Source organism: Rhodoblastus acidophilus (genome assembly GCF_900187365.1).
Taxonomy (GTDB): domain Bacteria; phylum Pseudomonadota; class Alphaproteobacteria; order Rhizobiales; family Beijerinckiaceae; genus Rhodoblastus; species Rhodoblastus acidophilus.
Genome location: NZ_FYDG01000012.1, coordinates 1 through 15,908, shown reverse-complemented (window position 1 = coordinate 15,908; position 15,908 = coordinate 1). Strand labels below are relative to the sequence as shown.

Here is a 15,908-nt window from a genome sequence, read left to right as displayed (position 1 = left end):
TGATGTCGCCGGACAAGCGGGACGATGATCTCGAATCCTCGATTCGTCCCCTGACTCTGGCCGATTTCACCGGGCAGGAAGCCGCGCGGAAAAATCTGAAGGTGTTCATCGAGGCGGCCAAGGCGCGCAAGGACGCGCTGGATCATGTGCTGTTCGTCGGGCCGCCGGGTCTCGGCAAGACCACTTTGGCGCAGATCGTCGCGCGCGAACTCGGCGTGAATTTCCGCTCGACCTCCGGGCCGGTGATCGCCAAGGCGGGCGATCTGGCGGCGCAACTGACCAATCTCGAAGAGCGCGACGTGCTCTTCATCGACGAAATTCATCGCCTCAATCCGGCGGTCGAGGAAATCCTTTATCCCGCCATGGAGGATTTCCAGCTCGATCTCATCATCGGCGAGGGACCGGCGGCGCGTTCCGTCAAGATCGACCTCGCGCGCTTCACCCTGGTCGGCGCCACGACGCGCGCCGGTTTGTTGACGACGCCATTGCGCGACCGTTTCGGCATTCCGATCCGCATGAATTTCTACAATGTCGAGGAGTTGCAGAGCATTGTCGCGCGCGGCGCGCGGGTGATGAACTGCCCGATGAGCCCGGACGGCGCCAACGAGATCGCGCGCCGCGCGCGCGGCACGCCGCGCATCGCCGGGCGGCTGCTGCGTCGGGTGCGCGATTTCGCGCTGGTCGACGGCGACCTGACGGTGACCCGCGAAGTCGCCGACCACGCCTTGAAACTGCTCGACGTCGACGCCATCGGCCTCGATGAAATGGACCGCCGCTATCTCAATATGGTCGCGATCAATTTCGGCGGCGGCCCGGTGGGAATCGAAACGATCTCGGCGGCGCTGTCCGAGCCGCGCGACGCCATCGAGGACATTATCGAACCCTACCTGCTGCAGCAGGGGTTTTTGAATCGCACGCCGCGCGGGCGGGTGCTGACGCCCCAAGCCTTCCGGCATCTGGGTCTTGCGGTCCCCTCGCCGGCGCAGCCGCTTCAGCCCGAATTGTTTCAAGAGGAGGGCGACCAGGAATGAGCGAAAGCGGCGACGTCCCGCCTCACGTGTTTCCGATCCGCGTCTATTACGAAGACACCGATTTTTCCGGCATCGTCTATCACGCGAATTACCTGCGCTTCATCGAACGCGCGCGAACCGAATTGCTGCGGGAGTTCGACCTGCGCCAGCGCGAGATTCACGCGGGGGCGCAAATCTTTTTCGTCGTGGCGCGGATGAACATCGAATTTCTCCGGCCCGCGCATATGGACGACCTGTTGACGGTGGAGACGCGGGTCGAGCGGATCGCCGCCGCGACGCTCGATCTTGACCAGCGCGTCAAGAGAGGCGAGGAAACCCTGTTCACCGCCCGGGTGCTGATCGCGGCGGTGTCGGGCGGACGCGCCTGCCGTATCCCTCGGGATATCCGCGAAAAACTGGCGCCGCCGCCGTGAATGTGCGCGTAGTAACCAGACGTTAACCCTCCGGGTCTCTTTACTGGGGCGCGGGCCGCGCGTTTTTGCGCGTCCAGCCGCAGAATTGACGGAATTTCCGGTCATGTGCAGCGCAACAGAAGCGCCGCAGCAAGGATGAGGACCGCTCAGATGAACGAAGTCGCCACAGCCGCGAGCGAAACATCCGTCTTCACCATGTTCCTGAACGCCTCCATCGTGGTGAAGCTGGTGATGCTCGGGCTCTTGTCCGCCTCGGTCTGGTGCTGGGCGATCATCATCAACAAGACCCTGCTGATCCGGCGCGCCCGCGCCGCGATGGAAGAATTCGAGACGGTGTTCTGGTCCGGCAATTCGCTGGAGGATCTTTATCAGTCGCTGGCGGCGCGCCCGACCATGGCCACCGCGTCGCTGTTCGTCGCCGCCATGCGCGAATGGAAACGCTCGTTCCAGAACGCCGCCGCCTCCTTTGTCGGGCTGCAGTCGCGCATCGAGAAAGTGCTGGACGTCTCCATCGTGCGCGAGGTCGAAAAGCTCGAAGCCAATCTGCTGGTGCTGGCGACGGTCGCCTCCGCCGGACCCTTCGTGGGCCTGTTCGGCACGGTCTGGGGCATCATGACGTCGTTCCGCTCCATCGCCGCGTCGAAAAACACCTCGCTGGCGGTGGTGGCGCCGGGCATCGCCGAAGCCCTGTTCGCCACGGCCATTGGCCTGTTCGCCGCCATTCCCGCGCTGATCGCCTATAACAAGCTGTCCGGCGACGTCGCCAAGACCCAGGCGAAGATGGAGGCGTTCGCCGACGAATTCTCCGCCATCCTGTCGCGCCAGATCGATCAGCACGCCTCGCGCGGCGTTTGAGGAGCAAGCCATGGGCATGTCCGTTTCGGCAGGGAAGGGCGGGCGCCGGCGGCGGGGCGTGCCGCGCTATGGCGCCATGGCCGACATCAACATGACACCCTTCATCGACGTCATGCTGGTGCTGCTGATCATCTTCATGGTCGCGGCGCCGCTGCTGTCGTCCGGCGTCCCGATCGACCTGCCGGCGACCAAGGCGGGCGAGCTCAATATCGACAAGAAGCCGATCGCCATCGCCATCAAGGAAAATGGCGAAATCTATCTGATGGACCAGAAGGTCGATCCCAGCCAGGTGGTCGACCAGGTGCGGGCGCAGGCCAAGGACGGCGTCGACGAACGCGTCTATGTCCGCGCCGACAAGGGCGTGCCCTATGGCAAGGTGGCGGAAGTCATGTCCGACCTGACCGCGGCGGGATTCAAGAAAGTCGCGCTCGTGACCCAGCAGGAGAAAAAATAGGATTCGTCCTCGGGCCTCCTGGGTGAACGCCGGTTCGCCGAAGCGGCTCGAGAATTTGGTTTTGGCGCATTTTCTTCACGCGAACCGGCGTCCACTTCGCTCGAAAATGCTCTAGAGGAATGATGCGGCGGTGAAAGTTTCGCGCTCCGAGCCCGGCTTGGTTGTGTCGGCGGCGGTCCATTTGGGCGTGCTGGCGCTTTTGCTCGTCCATTTTTCCCAGGAGCGCAAATTCGAGGACGCCCAGGAGGCCGTGCCGGTCGAGACCATCACCGACGCGCAATTCAGCCAGATCATGAAGGGCGAGAAGACCAAGGACATCGCGCCCAAGCCCCGCGTCGATCGCGTCGCGCAGAACGAGGAGCAGAAGCCGACGCCGCCGACGCCGCAGGCGCACAAGGACGTCGCCGCGCCGCCGCCGCCGCTCAAGCGTCTGCCCGATCCGTCCGATTCGAGCGAGCAACCGCCGCCGCCGCCGGTGCGGCCGGTCGAGCCGAAGCCGGAGCCGCCCAAACCCAAGCCCACGCCGGCGCCGAAGCCGCCGGAAAAATCCGAGCCGGACGACGAGCCCGAGAAGGACGACGCCGAGCCGGTCAAGCCGCCGCCGCGTCCGAAACCGCCGGAAAAGAAGGTCGAACCCAAGCCGGAGCCGCCCAAGCCGGAGCCCAAGCCTCCGACGCCGCCGACCCCTCCGAAGCCGGCCGAAAAGCCGACGCCGAAGCCGCCGAAGCTGGACGAGGTCGCCAAGCTTCTGTCGCAGAGCAATTCGGGGAAATCGAGCGACAAGCCCAGCGACAAGCCGCCCAAGCCGAAATCCGGCGAGGAGAGCAACGCGCGGCCGTCGCCGAATCTTTCGGAAGTGTCGAAACTGCTCAGCCATGAGCCCGCGCAGTCGCAGGGATCGGCGGGCCGCGAGATCAGCCGCGCGCCGGCCGCTGGCGCCGCCTCCGGCCATGCCGCGAAAATGTCGCCCTCGATGGCTGACGCGCTCGATGGTTATTTGCGCGACCGCTACAAGCAGTGCTGGAACTTTCTGTCCTTCTCCGACACGCCGCGCTATGTGCCGAAAATCAAGGTTTCGTTCCGGCAGGATGGATCGCTGGCGGCGGCGCCGGTCCTGCTCAATCCGCCGTCCGATCCGACGGCGCGCTCGCTGGCCGACAGCGCCCTGCGGGCGGTGCGGTCCTGCGATCCCATGAAAATACCGGCGCAATTCGCGCCGTACTACGATCAATGGAAGGATTCCACCGTCGCGTTCAATCCGCAGGAGTGAAGCTTGACGCCGTCAAATTCCCTGCGCGCGCGGCGCGTATCACACCACTGCACAGACCCAGGACCCTAGAAATGACTCTTGCTCTTACCCGTCGTAACGTAACCGCGTTGTTGGGCGGCCTGTCCGCCGTTCCGTTGTTGCGCGGCTCCGGTCAGGCCGAACGCTACATCGACGTGCGCGGGGGCGGCGACTTCAAGCCGGTCAATGTCGTCGTGGCGCCGTTCGGCGGCGACAGCGGCGCGGCGATGACCTCGATCGTCGTCAATAATTTCAAGCGCTCGGTCTTCATCAATCCGGTCGAGGGCGGCGACATGGGCGCCGATTCCGCGCCCAATATGGACGCGGCGCGCGCGGCGAACGCGCAATATGTCGTCACCGGCCGTTCCGGACGCGGCGAAGGCCGCATGAAAACGGAATTCCGGTTGTGGGATGTCGGCTCGGGCGCCCAGGCGGCCGGGCAGCAATATGTCACCGACCCCAACAATTCGCGCCGCGTCGCCCATATCGTGTCCGACGCCATTTTTTCGAAGATCACTGGCGAAAAGGGCTTTTTCGACACCCGCGTCGCCTTTGTCGACGAGACCGGCCCACGTGAGAACCGCCGCAAGCGCCTGTCGATCATGGACCAGGACGGGGCGAACGTCCGCCATCTGACGCGCGGCGACGACCTGGTGGTGACGCCGCGCTTCTCGCCCAATTCGCAGGAACTCACCTATATGGCGTTCGGCGCCGAGGACCCCCGCGTGTTCCTGCTCAACATCGACACCGGACAGCGCGAAGTGGTCGGCAATTTTCCCGGCATGACCTTCTCGCCGCGCTTCTCGCCCGATGGCCAGCGCGTCGTCATGTCGCTGGAGCAATCCGGCTCCGCCAATCTCTATTCGATGGATCTCCGCACCCGCGCGACCACGCGCCTGACCGATTCCGGCGCGATTGACACTTCGCCGTCCTATTCGCCGGATGGGTCGAAAATCGTGTTCGAATCGGATCGCGGCGGCACCCAGCAAATTTATGTCATGGGCGCGGGCGGGGGCGGCGCCAACCGCATTTCCTTCGGCTCCGGCCGCTATTCGACGCCGGTCTGGTCGCCGAAGGGCGATTATATCGCTTTCACCCGGCAGGGGAGCGGCGGTTTCGCCATCGGCGTCATGAAGCCCGACGGTTCGGGCGAGCGCATCCTGACGGAAGGCTTCCACAACGAAGGCCCGAGCTGGGCGCCCAATGGCTTGTTCGTGATGTTCTTCCGCAATGGCGGCGGCGGCCCCAAGCTCCACATGACCGATATTTTCGGGCGCGGCGAATTCCCGGTGCCGACGCCCGGCTTTGCGTCCGACCCCTCCTGGAGTCCGTTGCTCGGTTGAGGGAAGGTTTTGTGATTTCATGCGAAACCTTTCGTTAACCATGGCGCCAATCGCCACAATTCCGCCGGATTTCGTAACCCTCCATCAAGGTTACGAAAACCTTCGCTTAATGTTCGCAAGCTACGACTGGCCGCACGCAAATTCCGCCAGCCAAGGGAGCGCGTCGGATGAATAATTTTGCCTCGATGCATGGACTGAAATTCGCCGCGGCGCTCGCCGCGGCTCTGGCCTTGGGGGCCTGTTCCAAGAACCCAACCGATCTCGACGGACTCAACGGTTCGGGCGCGGGCGGCGCCGGCGGCCTGGGCGGCGCCGGGGGGGCGGGCTCGGCGCGGCCGGGCTCGACGCAGGATTTCGTGGTGAATGTCGGCGACCGCATTTTCTTCGACAGCGATTCCTCCGAAGTCAACGGCGCAGGCCAAACCACGCTCGACAAGCAGGCGAATTGGCTTAACCAATACGGCAGCTATGCTTTCACCATCGAAGGCCATGCCGACGAACGCGGCACCCGCGAGTATAATTTCGCGCTGGGCGCCCGCCGCGCCGAGGCGACCAAGAACTACCTGATTTCTCGCGGCGTTTCGGCCTCGCGCATCAAGACGATCTCCTATGGCAAGGAGCGCCCGGTGGCGGTGTGCGACGACATTTCCTGCTGGTCGCAGAACCGTCGCGCCGTGACGGTTCTGAAGCCGGGCAGCTGACCGGCCGGCTTCAGGGTTCCGCCGCTCTTGAAAATCCGACGCCGTCGCGTCGGATTTTTCGTAAGCGCCACCGGCGCGGAAAAGCCATTTTTCGTGCTTACGCGACAGGACCTATGGTATTGATACCGAGTCTAAACTTAAGCCGAGGTTGGAATGGGACGATTTGAACCCCTGGCGCATCTCCGCGCCGGCTGGCGGCCAGCCGCCGCTTCGATCTTCCTTGCTTTCATGACCGCGCAGGCCTGCGCGCAGACCTTCGACCGGCCTTCGGCGGACGTTGAGGAACGCGGGTATGGCGGCGGCGGGGGCGACGCGGGCGCAAGCTTGCGCGTCGACCGCCTGGAAACGCAGGTGCGCAATCTGAACGGTCAGGTGGAGCAGCTGCAGTTTCAGGTCAAACGCCTGGAAGACATGCTGCGCAAGTTCCAGATGGACGTCGATTCGCGGTTTCAGGACCGTGGCGGACGTCCGTCGCCGTCTCCGGCGACGCCGCCGCAACGCCGCTCCGACGGGTTGGACCAGCCGCCGCCGTCGCAGGATGCGCAGCTTCCCGCGCCGGTGAGCGCGCCTCCTGCGGTTGGCGCCGATGGACGTCGCCGCGACGCCTATGACCCCGGCGCGCAAGGCGGGTCGCCAGGCGCGCCGAGGGAGCTGGGTTCGCCGGATTCCGCCAGCAAGCCGTTGCGCGCCGCCGGTCGCGATCCGACCGCTCCGCTGGATATCAATCCCGCGGGCGGACGCCCGGCCGCTTCGCTGACGACGCCGGCGGCCTTGCCGTCTCCGGGCGCGGCGCCCGGCGGCGATCCGATCAAGACGGATTTCGACGTCGCCGAGGACCTGCTCAAGGCGCAACGCTATGACGCCGCGCAGCAGGCGTTCGCGAGCTTTCTGCAGAAACATCCGGGCACGCGGTACAATGCGCCCGCGATCTACCATTATGGCGAAAGTTATTACTTTCAGAATCGGCACCGCGAGGCGGCCGAGCAGTTCCTGAAGATCGCCACCGATTATTCCAAGAGCAATGTGGCGCCCGGCGCCATGCTCAAACTGGGCGTCTCGCTCAATGCGCTCGGCGCGAAAGAGCAGGCTTGCGCCTTCTTCGCCGAAATTCCGCGCAAATACCCCAAGGCGACGGCGGCTGAAAAGGACGCCGCCGCGCGTGAGGCGAAAAAGGCCGCCTGTTGAGCGACGCCGCCGCCGTTTTGGAACCGGCTGCGCTTTTTTCTACGCTCGACCCTTGCGCAGGGCTTCTGCTGGCCATTTCCGGCGGTCCCGATTCGATCGCTTTGTTGCATCTCGCGGCCGCCTGGCGGAAGGAGGCGCAGACGCCCCCCGTTCTGGCGGCGGCGACAGTGGATCATGGCCTGAGGCCGGGAAGCGCCCAAGAGGCGGAAGCCGTCGGCGCATGGTGCCAATCGCTTGGCGTCGCCCACAAAATTCTGGTCTGGACGGGCGATAAGCCGACGACCGGGATTCAGGCCCGGGCGCGCCGCGCGCGTTATCATCTGCTGTTCACGCACATGGTGGACATTGGCGCCGCCGCCCTGGTCACCGCGCACCATGCCGACGACCAGTGGGAGACCGTGATGATGCGGCTGGCGCGCGGCAGCGGGATTGCGGGACTTTCGGGCATGTCCCGCGACCAGGCTTTTCCGGGCGGCCGGCTGGTTCGTCCGTTGTTGCATGCGCCCAAGGCGACGCTGGTCGATTATTGCCGGCGTCACGGCCTGGCGTATTTCGACGATCCCTCCAACGAAGATCCAAGATTTGCGCGAACCGGCTGGAGACAGCTCGCCCCGTCGCTTCATCGCCTCGGCCTGACGCGCGCCCGCGCCGCTCTGCTGGCTTCGCGCGCCGAAAAATGTGATCGCGCGCTGGCATGGTCCGCGCGGCGTTTCGGGGCTGACGTCCAAATTTCGACGGAAAGCAATGTTTACGATCTTTCAAGCGCAACCGATGCGCCGCAAGCGATCGTCGAATATTTCTTGCGCGATGCTGTATTCAAAGCCGCCGGGGCGCCGCCGGCCCGTCTTGAGCGGTTGGAAAGCCTTGCTGGCCGGTTGCTTGAGGCGCTGCAAGCGGGCGTAGAGTTGCGCGCGACTTTGGGGGGCTGCACGGTGACGCTCAACCGCCGGAGGCGGCTGAAACTCGCTCTGGAACCCCAGCGCAAGCGGGGAGGTTAGAGTTCGAAGCCCTCGAGCGTCCCTTGGCAAGTGGAATGTGGGCAACTACATTGATGTTTCGACGCGACCGGCGCGCTTCCATCGACCGGGAAGGTTACGCAAGACAGAGATGAATCCAAATTTCCGCAATTTCGCCCTTTGGGTGATCATCGTTCTGCTTGTTGTGGCTCTGGTGGTCCTGTTCCAGAAGCCCAGCGAGCGCGCGCCCGCGCAGGAAATCAACTATAGCCAGCTCCTGGCCGACGCCGACCAGGGGCGGATCAAGGATGTGACGATTTCCGGCTCGGAAATCACAGGGCATTACAGCGACGGCAAGACGTTCTCGATCTATGCGCCCAATGATCCCAGCCTGATTCAAACGCTGAACAAGAAGGGCGTTCAGATTTCGGCCCGTCCGCCTTCTGACGGCAACAATTGGCTGGTCACGCTTCTTGTCAACGGACTGCCGCTGATCGCCTTCATCGGCATGTGGATCTTCCTGTCCCGGCAAATGCAGGGCGCCGGCGGCAAGGCCATGGGTTTTGGCAAGTCGAAGGCCAAGCTTCTGACCGAGGCGCACGGCCGCGTGACCTTCGAGGATGTCGCGGGCGTGGACGAAGCCAAGGAAGATCTCGAAGAAATCGTGGAGTTTTTGCGCGATCCGCAGAAATTCCAGCGCCTTGGCGGCCGGATTCCGCGCGGCGTCCTGCTGGTCGGCCCCCCCGGCACCGGCAAGACCCTGTTGGCGCGCGCCATCGCGGGTGAGGCGAATGTGCCGTTCTTCACCATCTCCGGTTCGGACTTCGTGGAAATGTTCGTCGGCGTCGGCGCGAGCCGCGTCCGCGACATGTTCGAGCAGGCCAAGAAGAACGCGCCCTGCATCATCTTCATCGACGAAATCGACGCGGTCGGCCGCCATCGCGGCGCCGGCCTCGGCGGCGGCAACGACGAACGCGAGCAGACGCTGAACCAGCTGCTGGTCGAAATGGACGGTTTCGAGGCGAACGAGGGCATTATCCTCATCGCCGCCACCAACCGGCCCGACGTTCTCGATCCCGCGCTGTTGCGTCCGGGCCGGTTCGATCGCCAGATCGTGGTGCCGAATCCCGACGTCATCGGCCGCGAGAAAATTCTTCGCGTGCATGCGCGAAAAGTTCCGCTGTCGCCCGATGTCGATCTCAAGGTGGTGGCGCGCGGCACGCCCGGCTTCTCCGGCGCGGATCTGATGAACCTCGTCAACGAGGCGGCGCTTCTTGCGGCCCGGCGCGGCAAGCGCGTCGTCACCAAGGAGGAGTTCGAGGATTCCAAGGACAAGATCATGATGGGCGCGGAGCGTCGCACCATGGTCATGACCGAGCAGGAAAAGCTGCTCACGGCATATCACGAGGGCGGCCACGCCATCGTCGCCTTGAATGTGCCGGCGACCGATCCGGTCCACAAGGCCACGATCATTCCGCGCGGCCGCGCGCTGGGCATGGTCATGCAGCTGCCCGAGCGCGACAAGTTGTCGATGAGCTTCGAGCAGATGACCTCGCGTCTGGCGGTGCTGATGGGCGGCCGCGTCTCCGAGGAGGTGATCTTCGGCAAGGACAAGGTCACTTCCGGCGCGCAAAGCGACATTGAGCAGGCGACCAAGCTCGCCCGCGCTATGGTGACGCGCTGGGGCTTTTCCGACGAGCTGGGAACGGTGATGTACGGCGAGAACCAGGAAGAAGTGTTCCTTGGCTATTCCATGGGCCGCCAGCAGAACATTTCCGAGGCGACGTCGCAAAAGATCGACAGCGAAGTCCGCCGGTTGGTCGAGGCCGGGCAGGCCGAGGCGCGCCGGATCATCACCGAAAAGCGCGACAACCTCGAAGCTCTGGCCAAGGGTCTGCTGGAATACGAGACGCTCTCGGGCGATGAGATCCGCAACCTGCTGGATGGCATTCCGCCGGTGCGCGAGAATGACGATACGCCGGCGGCGCCGCGCCGCTCGGCTGTTCCGGCCGCTGGAAAATCCAGCTGGGGCGCCCCGGATTCGGACCCCGGCCTCGCGCCGGCGCCGCAGTCCTGAGGCTTCGACCAACAGCAACATGATCAACGGGCGGCTTGCCGCCCGTTTTTCTTTGCCGCGCCCGGTGTTAAACCTGTTTACGAAAAGTGAATGGGGCGCATCCCCAATTCGGATATATTCGCCGAAAATTTCTGGAGACTCGAAATATGAGCCGCAAGTTTTTCGGCACGGACGGCATTCGCGGGCTCGCCAACAGAGTGATCACGCCGGAACTGGCCCTGAAGGTCGGACAGGCCGCGGGCATTGTCTTTCAGACCGGCGACTACCGCCATCGCGTCGTCATCGGCAAGGACACAAGGCTTTCCGGCTACATGATCGAATACGCCATGGTCGCCGGTTTCACATCCGTCGGAATGGATGTGCTGTTGCTGGGGCCGATGCCCACGCCGGCCGTGGCCATGTTGACCCGTTCGATGCGCGCGGATCTCGGCGTGATGATCTCCGCCTCGCATAACCTTTTCGAAGATAATGGCATCAAATTGTTTGGTCCGCAGGGCTTCAAGCTGTCCGACGAAGTCGAGCGGCAGATCGAGACCCTGATGGAATCCGACCTCGGGTCCAAGCTGGCGGCCGCGTCCGGGCTTGGCCGCGCCCGCCGCGTCGATGACGTGCGCGCGCGCTATGTCGAATTCGCCAAGCACACCTTGCCGCGCAACATGTCGTTCGAAGGCATGCGCGTCGTGATCGACTGCGCCAACGGAGCCGCCTACAAGGTGGCGCCCGAGGCGTTGTGGGAACTCGGCGCCGAGGTCTTCTCGGTCGGCGTCGAGCCCGATGGCTACAATATCAACCGCAACGTCGGCTCGACCGCGCCCCAGGCCCTCGCGCAGAAAGTGCGCGAACTGCGCGCCGATATCGGCATCGCCCTCGACGGTGACGCCGACCGCGTTCTGATCGTCGATGAACACGGCCATCTGGTCGACGGCGACCAGTTGATGGCCGTCGTCGCGCAGGACTGGCGCGAGGACGGCAAGCTGTCGCGCCCGGGCATTGTCGCGACGGTCATGTCCAATCTCGGGCTGGAGCGGTATCTCGCCTCTCTCGGCTTGTCGCTGGCGCGCACGCCGGTGGGCGACCGCTACGTGCTCGAACATATGCGCGAGCACGGCTACAATGTCGGCGGCGAGCAGTCCGGCCACATGATCCTGTCGGATTATTGCACCACCGGCGACGGTCTGGTGGCGGCGATGCAGGTGATGGCGGTGGTCAAACGCCGCGGCAAGCCGGTGTCCGAAGTCTGCCACGCCTTCGACCCCTTGCCGCAGGTGTTGAAGAACGTGCGCTTCCGGGGCGGCAAGCCGCTGGAGATGGAATCGGTGGCGAAGGCGATCGCGGCGGCCAAGCAGAAGCTGGGCGACGAGGGCCGGCTGGTGATTCGGCCGTCCGGCACCGAGCCGGTCATTCGCGTCATGGCCGAGGGCGACGACCGCGCCCTTGTCGAAAGCATTGTCGACGATGTCTGCGAGGCCGTCGCGGCGGCGGCCTAACCGGGCGCGCCGGCGCGCCGCAGCGCCGCCGCCAGTTGCGCGAAATCCTCCGGCGGGTCGCTCTCGAACAGCAGCGGCTCGCCCGTGACCGGGTGATCGAAGCCCAGCGTATGGGCGTGAAGCGCCTGACGGTTCAGCGCGGTCAAGACGTCGCGGGCTGATTCGGGCAATTGCCCGGCCTTAGTCTTGAAGCCGGCGCCATAGGTCTTGTCGCCCAGCAGCGGATGACCAATGTGGGCCATATGAACACGGATTTGATGCGTGCGGCCCGTCTCCAAGGCGCAGGCGATCAAGCTGGCGATCGGCTTGCCCGTCCGGTCCGAGCCGAACGTCTCAAGCACGCGCCAATGAGTGATGGCCTCGCGCCCGCGCGCGATCGGGACGACGGCCATCTTCTCGCGCTGGATCGCATGGCGGCCGAGCGGCGCGTCAACCGAACCGCTCTGCCGGTCGGGAGCGCCCCAAACCAGAGCCAGATATTCGCGCGTCAGCGACAGACTCCGGCCATGGTCGGCGAACAGGCGGGACAGCCGGTGATGCGCCGCATCGGTCTTGGCGACGACGAGCAGGCCGGACGTGTCCTTGTCGAGCCGATGCACGATGCCCGGCCTCTTGACGCCGCCAATGCCGGACAGCGTTTCGCCGCAATGCGCGATCAGGGCGTTGACCAGCGTGCCCGATTCATTGCCGGCGCCGGGGTGGACGACCAGGCCGGCGGCCTTGTCGAGCACCACGATGCTCTCATCCTCATAGACGATGTTGAGCGGAATGGCTTCGCCTTGAGGCAAGGCCGGCGCCGCCTCGGGAAGGTCGATGACGACAAGCTGGCCGCCGCGTATCTTGAGTTTCGCCTGTCGAACGACGGCGCCGTCGATGGTCACGGCGCCGCCCTCGATGAGCGCCTGAATCCGGGTGCGCGAGAGGCTTTCCGCCTGAACCGCGTCATTTGCGCTCAGGAACTGGTCCAGCCGCTGTGAAAGATCGGTCGCGCCGATTTCGATTTCTATCTTTGTCGCCATGCCGCCGATAGAAAGGCGCGCCGAAAAATTGTAAAGCCCGGATATGAGAAAAACCGCCGTAGTCATCGGCGCCGGCCCCGCGGGCCTGAGCGCCGCCGAATGTCTCGCCGAAGCCGGCGTCAAAGTCCATGTCTATGAGCGCACGTCGAGTCCCGCCCGCAAATTCCTGATGGCCGGGCGCGGCGGTCTGAACGTCACCCATTCCGAGGACATCGGCAAATTTATCTCGCGCTATGGCGAGGCCGCGGAACGAATCGCCCCGTTCCTGCGCGAATTCGGGCCCGAGCGCCTGCGCGCATGGTGCGCCGGCCTGGGGCAGGAGACATTTGTCGGCTCAAGCGGCAAGGTTTTCCCGAAAAGTTTTAAATCCTCTCCGCTGCTGCGCGCGTGGTTGCGTCGATTGGCCGAACTGGACGTCGAATTTCATCTGCGTCACCGCTTCGAACGGTTCGACGGCCAACAAGCCTGTTTTGAAAACCTGGAAGGTTTTACGGTTGCGCAGGCCGACGCCTTTGTGCTGGCGCTGGGCGGCGCCTCCTGGCCTCGGCTGGGCGCCGATGGCGGCTGGGTCGAACCGCTACGCGCGATGGGCCTGAACTCAACGCCGTTGCGCCCTGCCAATTCGGGCTTCGTGATCCCCTGGTCCGAGCAGGTTTCCGGCAAATTCGCCGGCCAGCCCTTGAAAAACATCCGCCTGTTGCTGGGAGAGCTTTCCGTGCGTGGCGAATGCGTCGTCACCCGAAACGGGTTGGAGGGCGGCGCCGTCTATGCCGTGTCGCGCCAACTGGCGGGAATTGTGGAAGCGGGCCAGACGCCGGATGTCCGGCTTGATCTCAAGCCGGACGTTCCCGTCGAAAAGCTTGCGGCCAAGCTGTCGCGCCCGCGCGGCAAAGCCAGCCTTTCCAATTTTCTTCGCAAGGCGGCGGGCTTGCCGCCGGCGGCGATCGCCCTCCTGCGCGAAACCGGCGCGCTCCCCGCCGATCCTCACGAACTGGCGCAACGCATCAAGGCGGCGCCGCTGGACGTCCGCGGCGTCGGCGGCCTCGACCGCGCCATCTCCACGGCGGGCGGGGTGATGTGGGAGGGCCTGGACGATACGCTGATGGCGAAGGCGTTTCCGGGCCTGTTCGTTGCGGGCGAAATGCTCGACTGGGACGCCCCGACCGGCGGCTATTTGCTGACCGCCTGCTTCGCCACGGGCCGGGCGGCGGGCCTCGCCGCCGCGCAATGGCTCAGAAATTCAGAGTCACGCTGACCGGCGCATGGTCAGACGGGCGCTCCCAACCGCGCGCGTCCCTAAAAATGTCCATCGCGTCGAGATGATCGCCCAGGCTGTGCGACACCCAGATGTGGTCGAGGCGTCGGCCCTTGTTCGCCTTGGCCCAGTCCGGCGAGCGATAACTCCACCACGTATAAAGTTTTTCGCTCATTGGCGTGAAACGCCGCAACGCGTCGACCCAGGCGCCGTCGCTCAGGATCGCCTTGAGCTTGTCCGTCTCGGCCGGCGTGTGGCTGACCACGTTGAGCAGCGCCTTATGGCTCCAGACGTCATGTTCGTAGGGGGCCACATTGAAATCGCCGACCAGGATGGCGTCGGCCTTGGCCAGCGCATCGGACTGGGTCCAAAGGTGGAATTCGTCGAGGAACGCCAGTTTGTGCGCAAATTTGGCGTTCACGGCGGGGTCCGGCTCGTCGCCGCCCGCCGGAATGTAGAAATTGTGAAGCTGAATCGATCGATCCGCGACCGTGAAGGCGGCGCCGATATGCCGGGCGTCGCCCTGGTCGCAAAAGTCGCGGCGATTGGCTTCGCCGAGCGGCAGCCGCGAGGCGATGGCGACGCCGTGATAGCCCTTCTGGCCATTGACGATGATATGCTCGTAGCCCGCCTGCCTGAGGGCGGAGAACGGGAATTCGCTATCGCGGCACTTGGTTTCCTGAAAGCAAATAATGTCCGGCGCATGTCGGGAGAGAAAATCCACGACCAAACCGATTCTGAGCCGAATGGAATTGATGTTCCAGGTGGTGATCTTGATGTTCAAAGCGTCGCTCCAGCCTCAGCGCTGGATGTCGACAAGCGAAATCGGCGCCTCATCGTCGGGTGGTGAAGTCCTATTCGGAAAAAAGACCTTCGTTCGGAATATGGAACAGGCTCAAATTGGGCGTCGTCGTGCGGTCGATATTGTGCAGGACGACGAGCGTTTCATATCCCTGGGGGTCCTTGACCGCCCATTGCGTCAGGTTGAAGTTTTTCGCGTCGAAGTAAAGCCGAATCGTCGACGAGCCGCCGAAAGTCGAGGAATCCTCCAAGGTGATGACCGTCTTGTCCTTCGACGGCGTCACATTGGTAATCTTTACGTCTTTCTTCAGATTCAGTTCGTTCTTGAGCAGGAATTTCAACGGCGTCTGTTCAACGAAATAGGTTTCCTGCGTCTTGAGCTTGCGGTCGCGGATCGCGACCGAGACGCCGTCGGCGATGATTTCCATGGTCGCCGGCTGGGCGTATTCAAACCGCATCCGCCCGGGCTTGAGCACGTAAAGCTTGCCCTCGGCGCGGCGGCCGTCCTGACCGGTTTGGACAAAATCCGCCGTCATCACCCGCGAGGAATTGAAATAGTCGTCCGCCATTTGAATGGCGATGTCGGGATCGCTGACCGCCGAAACCTCCGGCTTTGCGACCTTCTTGTCGGGCGCCTTGCCAGATTGCGCGAAGGCCGGCGCCGCCGCCAGGCCGCAACAAAGAAGAATCATGCTGAGTTTCATGAAACGAACCTTCGGCCTCGTGGAGGCCGGTTTCATAGAGGCGCAGAGCCCCGGATGGCGTGGATGAAGCGGTGTCAAGCGCGTATGACCGGACTATAGATTTTTGTTTGTGGCCGCAATAGGACGCTATTCTCCGTCGAACGCGCCGCGATCGACGCCGCCGCCGACGAGGATCTGGCGTTTTCCGGCGTGGTTGGCGGGGCCGACGACGCCTTCCTTCTCCATGCGCTCGACCAGCGACGCCGCCTTGTTGTAGCCGACTTGCAGCCGGCGCTGCACATAGGAGGTCGAGCACTTCTTGTCGCGCAACACCACCGCGACCGCGCGGTCGTAGAGGTC

16 protein-coding genes are annotated in these 15,908 nt (G+C 64.1%); 12 read left to right on the top strand and 4 right to left on the bottom strand.

The window, feature by feature from the left end; translation table 11 throughout:
- The first annotated feature begins 2 nt into the window (after positions 1–2).
- From ruvB to glmM, 11 genes are all read left to right on the top strand, one after another.
- Complete coding sequence (gene ruvB, locus CFB24_RS17210; protein WP_088521952.1) at positions 3–1,031, top strand: Holliday junction branch migration DNA helicase RuvB; 1,029 nt, start codon at positions 3–5, stop codon at positions 1,029–1,031.
- Positions 1,028–1,444, top strand: a complete 417-nt coding sequence (gene ybgC / locus CFB24_RS17205; protein ID WP_088521883.1) for a tol-pal system-associated acyl-CoA thioesterase — start codon at positions 1,028–1,030, stop codon at positions 1,442–1,444. Before ruvB ends, ybgC begins: the two co-directional genes overlap by 4 nt.
- Before the next feature lie 150 nt (positions 1,445–1,594).
- The gene (tolQ, locus tag CFB24_RS17200; protein ID WP_425332087.1) at positions 1,595–2,299 is read left to right on the top strand and encodes a protein TolQ; all 705 of its coding nucleotides are present in this window, start codon (positions 1,595–1,597) and stop codon (positions 2,297–2,299) included.
- 10 nt (positions 2,300–2,309) lie between these two features.
- Positions 2,310–2,753, top strand: a complete 444-nt coding sequence (tolR, locus tag CFB24_RS17195) for a protein TolR (protein ID WP_088521881.1) — start codon at positions 2,310–2,312, stop codon at positions 2,751–2,753.
- Positions 2,754–2,883: 130 nt separating this feature from the next.
- Positions 2,884–4,023, top strand: a complete 1,140-nt coding sequence (locus CFB24_RS23955) for a cell envelope biogenesis protein TolA (protein WP_264580513.1) — start codon at positions 2,884–2,886, stop codon at positions 4,021–4,023.
- Between the two features lie 71 nt (positions 4,024–4,094).
- Positions 4,095–5,384, top strand: coding sequence for a Tol-Pal system beta propeller repeat protein TolB (gene tolB / locus CFB24_RS17185; RefSeq protein ID WP_088521879.1), 1,290 nt, complete (start codon positions 4,095–4,097; stop codon positions 5,382–5,384).
- 167 nt (positions 5,385–5,551) lie between these two features.
- Positions 5,552–6,085, top strand: a complete 534-nt coding sequence (gene pal, locus CFB24_RS17180) for a peptidoglycan-associated lipoprotein Pal (RefSeq protein ID WP_088521878.1) — start codon at positions 5,552–5,554, stop codon at positions 6,083–6,085.
- A gap of 153 nt (positions 6,086–6,238) precedes the next feature.
- A complete protein-coding gene (ybgF, locus tag CFB24_RS17175) occupies positions 6,239–7,270 on the top strand; it encodes a tol-pal system protein YbgF (protein WP_088521877.1) in 1,032 nt (343 codons plus the stop codon).
- A complete protein-coding gene (tilS, locus tag CFB24_RS17170) occupies positions 7,267–8,268 on the top strand; it encodes a tRNA lysidine(34) synthetase TilS (protein ID WP_158255244.1) in 1,002 nt (333 codons plus the stop codon). Before ybgF ends, tilS begins: the two co-directional genes overlap by 4 nt.
- Before the next feature lie 109 nt (positions 8,269–8,377).
- On the top strand, positions 8,378–10,303 hold the full coding sequence (gene ftsH / locus CFB24_RS17165; protein WP_088521875.1) for an ATP-dependent zinc metalloprotease FtsH: 1,926 nt from the start codon (positions 8,378–8,380) through the stop codon (positions 10,301–10,303).
- Between the two features lie 146 nt (positions 10,304–10,449).
- Positions 10,450–11,790 (top strand): phosphoglucosamine mutase, encoded by a 1,341-nt coding sequence (gene glmM / locus CFB24_RS17160; protein ID WP_088521874.1) that lies wholly within the window; start codon positions 10,450–10,452, stop codon positions 11,788–11,790.
- Here the strand turns inward: glmM and CFB24_RS17155 are convergent.
- A complete protein-coding gene (locus tag CFB24_RS17155; protein WP_088521873.1) occupies positions 11,787–12,809 on the bottom strand; it encodes an RluA family pseudouridine synthase in 1,023 nt (340 codons plus the stop codon). The genes glmM and CFB24_RS17155 overlap by 4 nt on opposite strands.
- A gap of 43 nt (positions 12,810–12,852) precedes the next feature.
- Between CFB24_RS17155 and CFB24_RS17150 the strand changes: the two genes are divergently transcribed.
- On the top strand, positions 12,853–14,064 hold the full coding sequence (locus CFB24_RS17150) for a BaiN/RdsA family NAD(P)/FAD-dependent oxidoreductase (RefSeq protein ID WP_088521872.1): 1,212 nt from the start codon (positions 12,853–12,855) through the stop codon (positions 14,062–14,064).
- Here CFB24_RS17150 and CFB24_RS17145 read toward each other — a convergent pair.
- The 3 genes from CFB24_RS17145 to CFB24_RS17135 form a co-directional block, all read right to left on the bottom strand.
- Positions 14,042–14,848 (bottom strand): exodeoxyribonuclease III, encoded by an 807-nt coding sequence (locus CFB24_RS17145; protein ID WP_088521871.1) that lies wholly within the window; start codon positions 14,846–14,848, stop codon positions 14,042–14,044. The two genes, CFB24_RS17150 and CFB24_RS17145, sit on opposite strands and share 23 nt — an antisense overlap.
- Before the next feature lie 70 nt (positions 14,849–14,918).
- Entirely contained in the window at positions 14,919–15,557 is a 639-nt protein-coding gene (locus CFB24_RS17140) for an outer-membrane lipoprotein carrier protein LolA (protein ID WP_244593232.1), read from the bottom strand.
- A 138-nt stretch (positions 15,558–15,695) separates the two neighbouring features.
- A partial coding sequence (locus tag CFB24_RS17135; RefSeq protein ID WP_141098480.1) for a DNA translocase FtsK occupies positions 15,696–15,908 on the bottom strand: 213 nt, incomplete at its 5' end.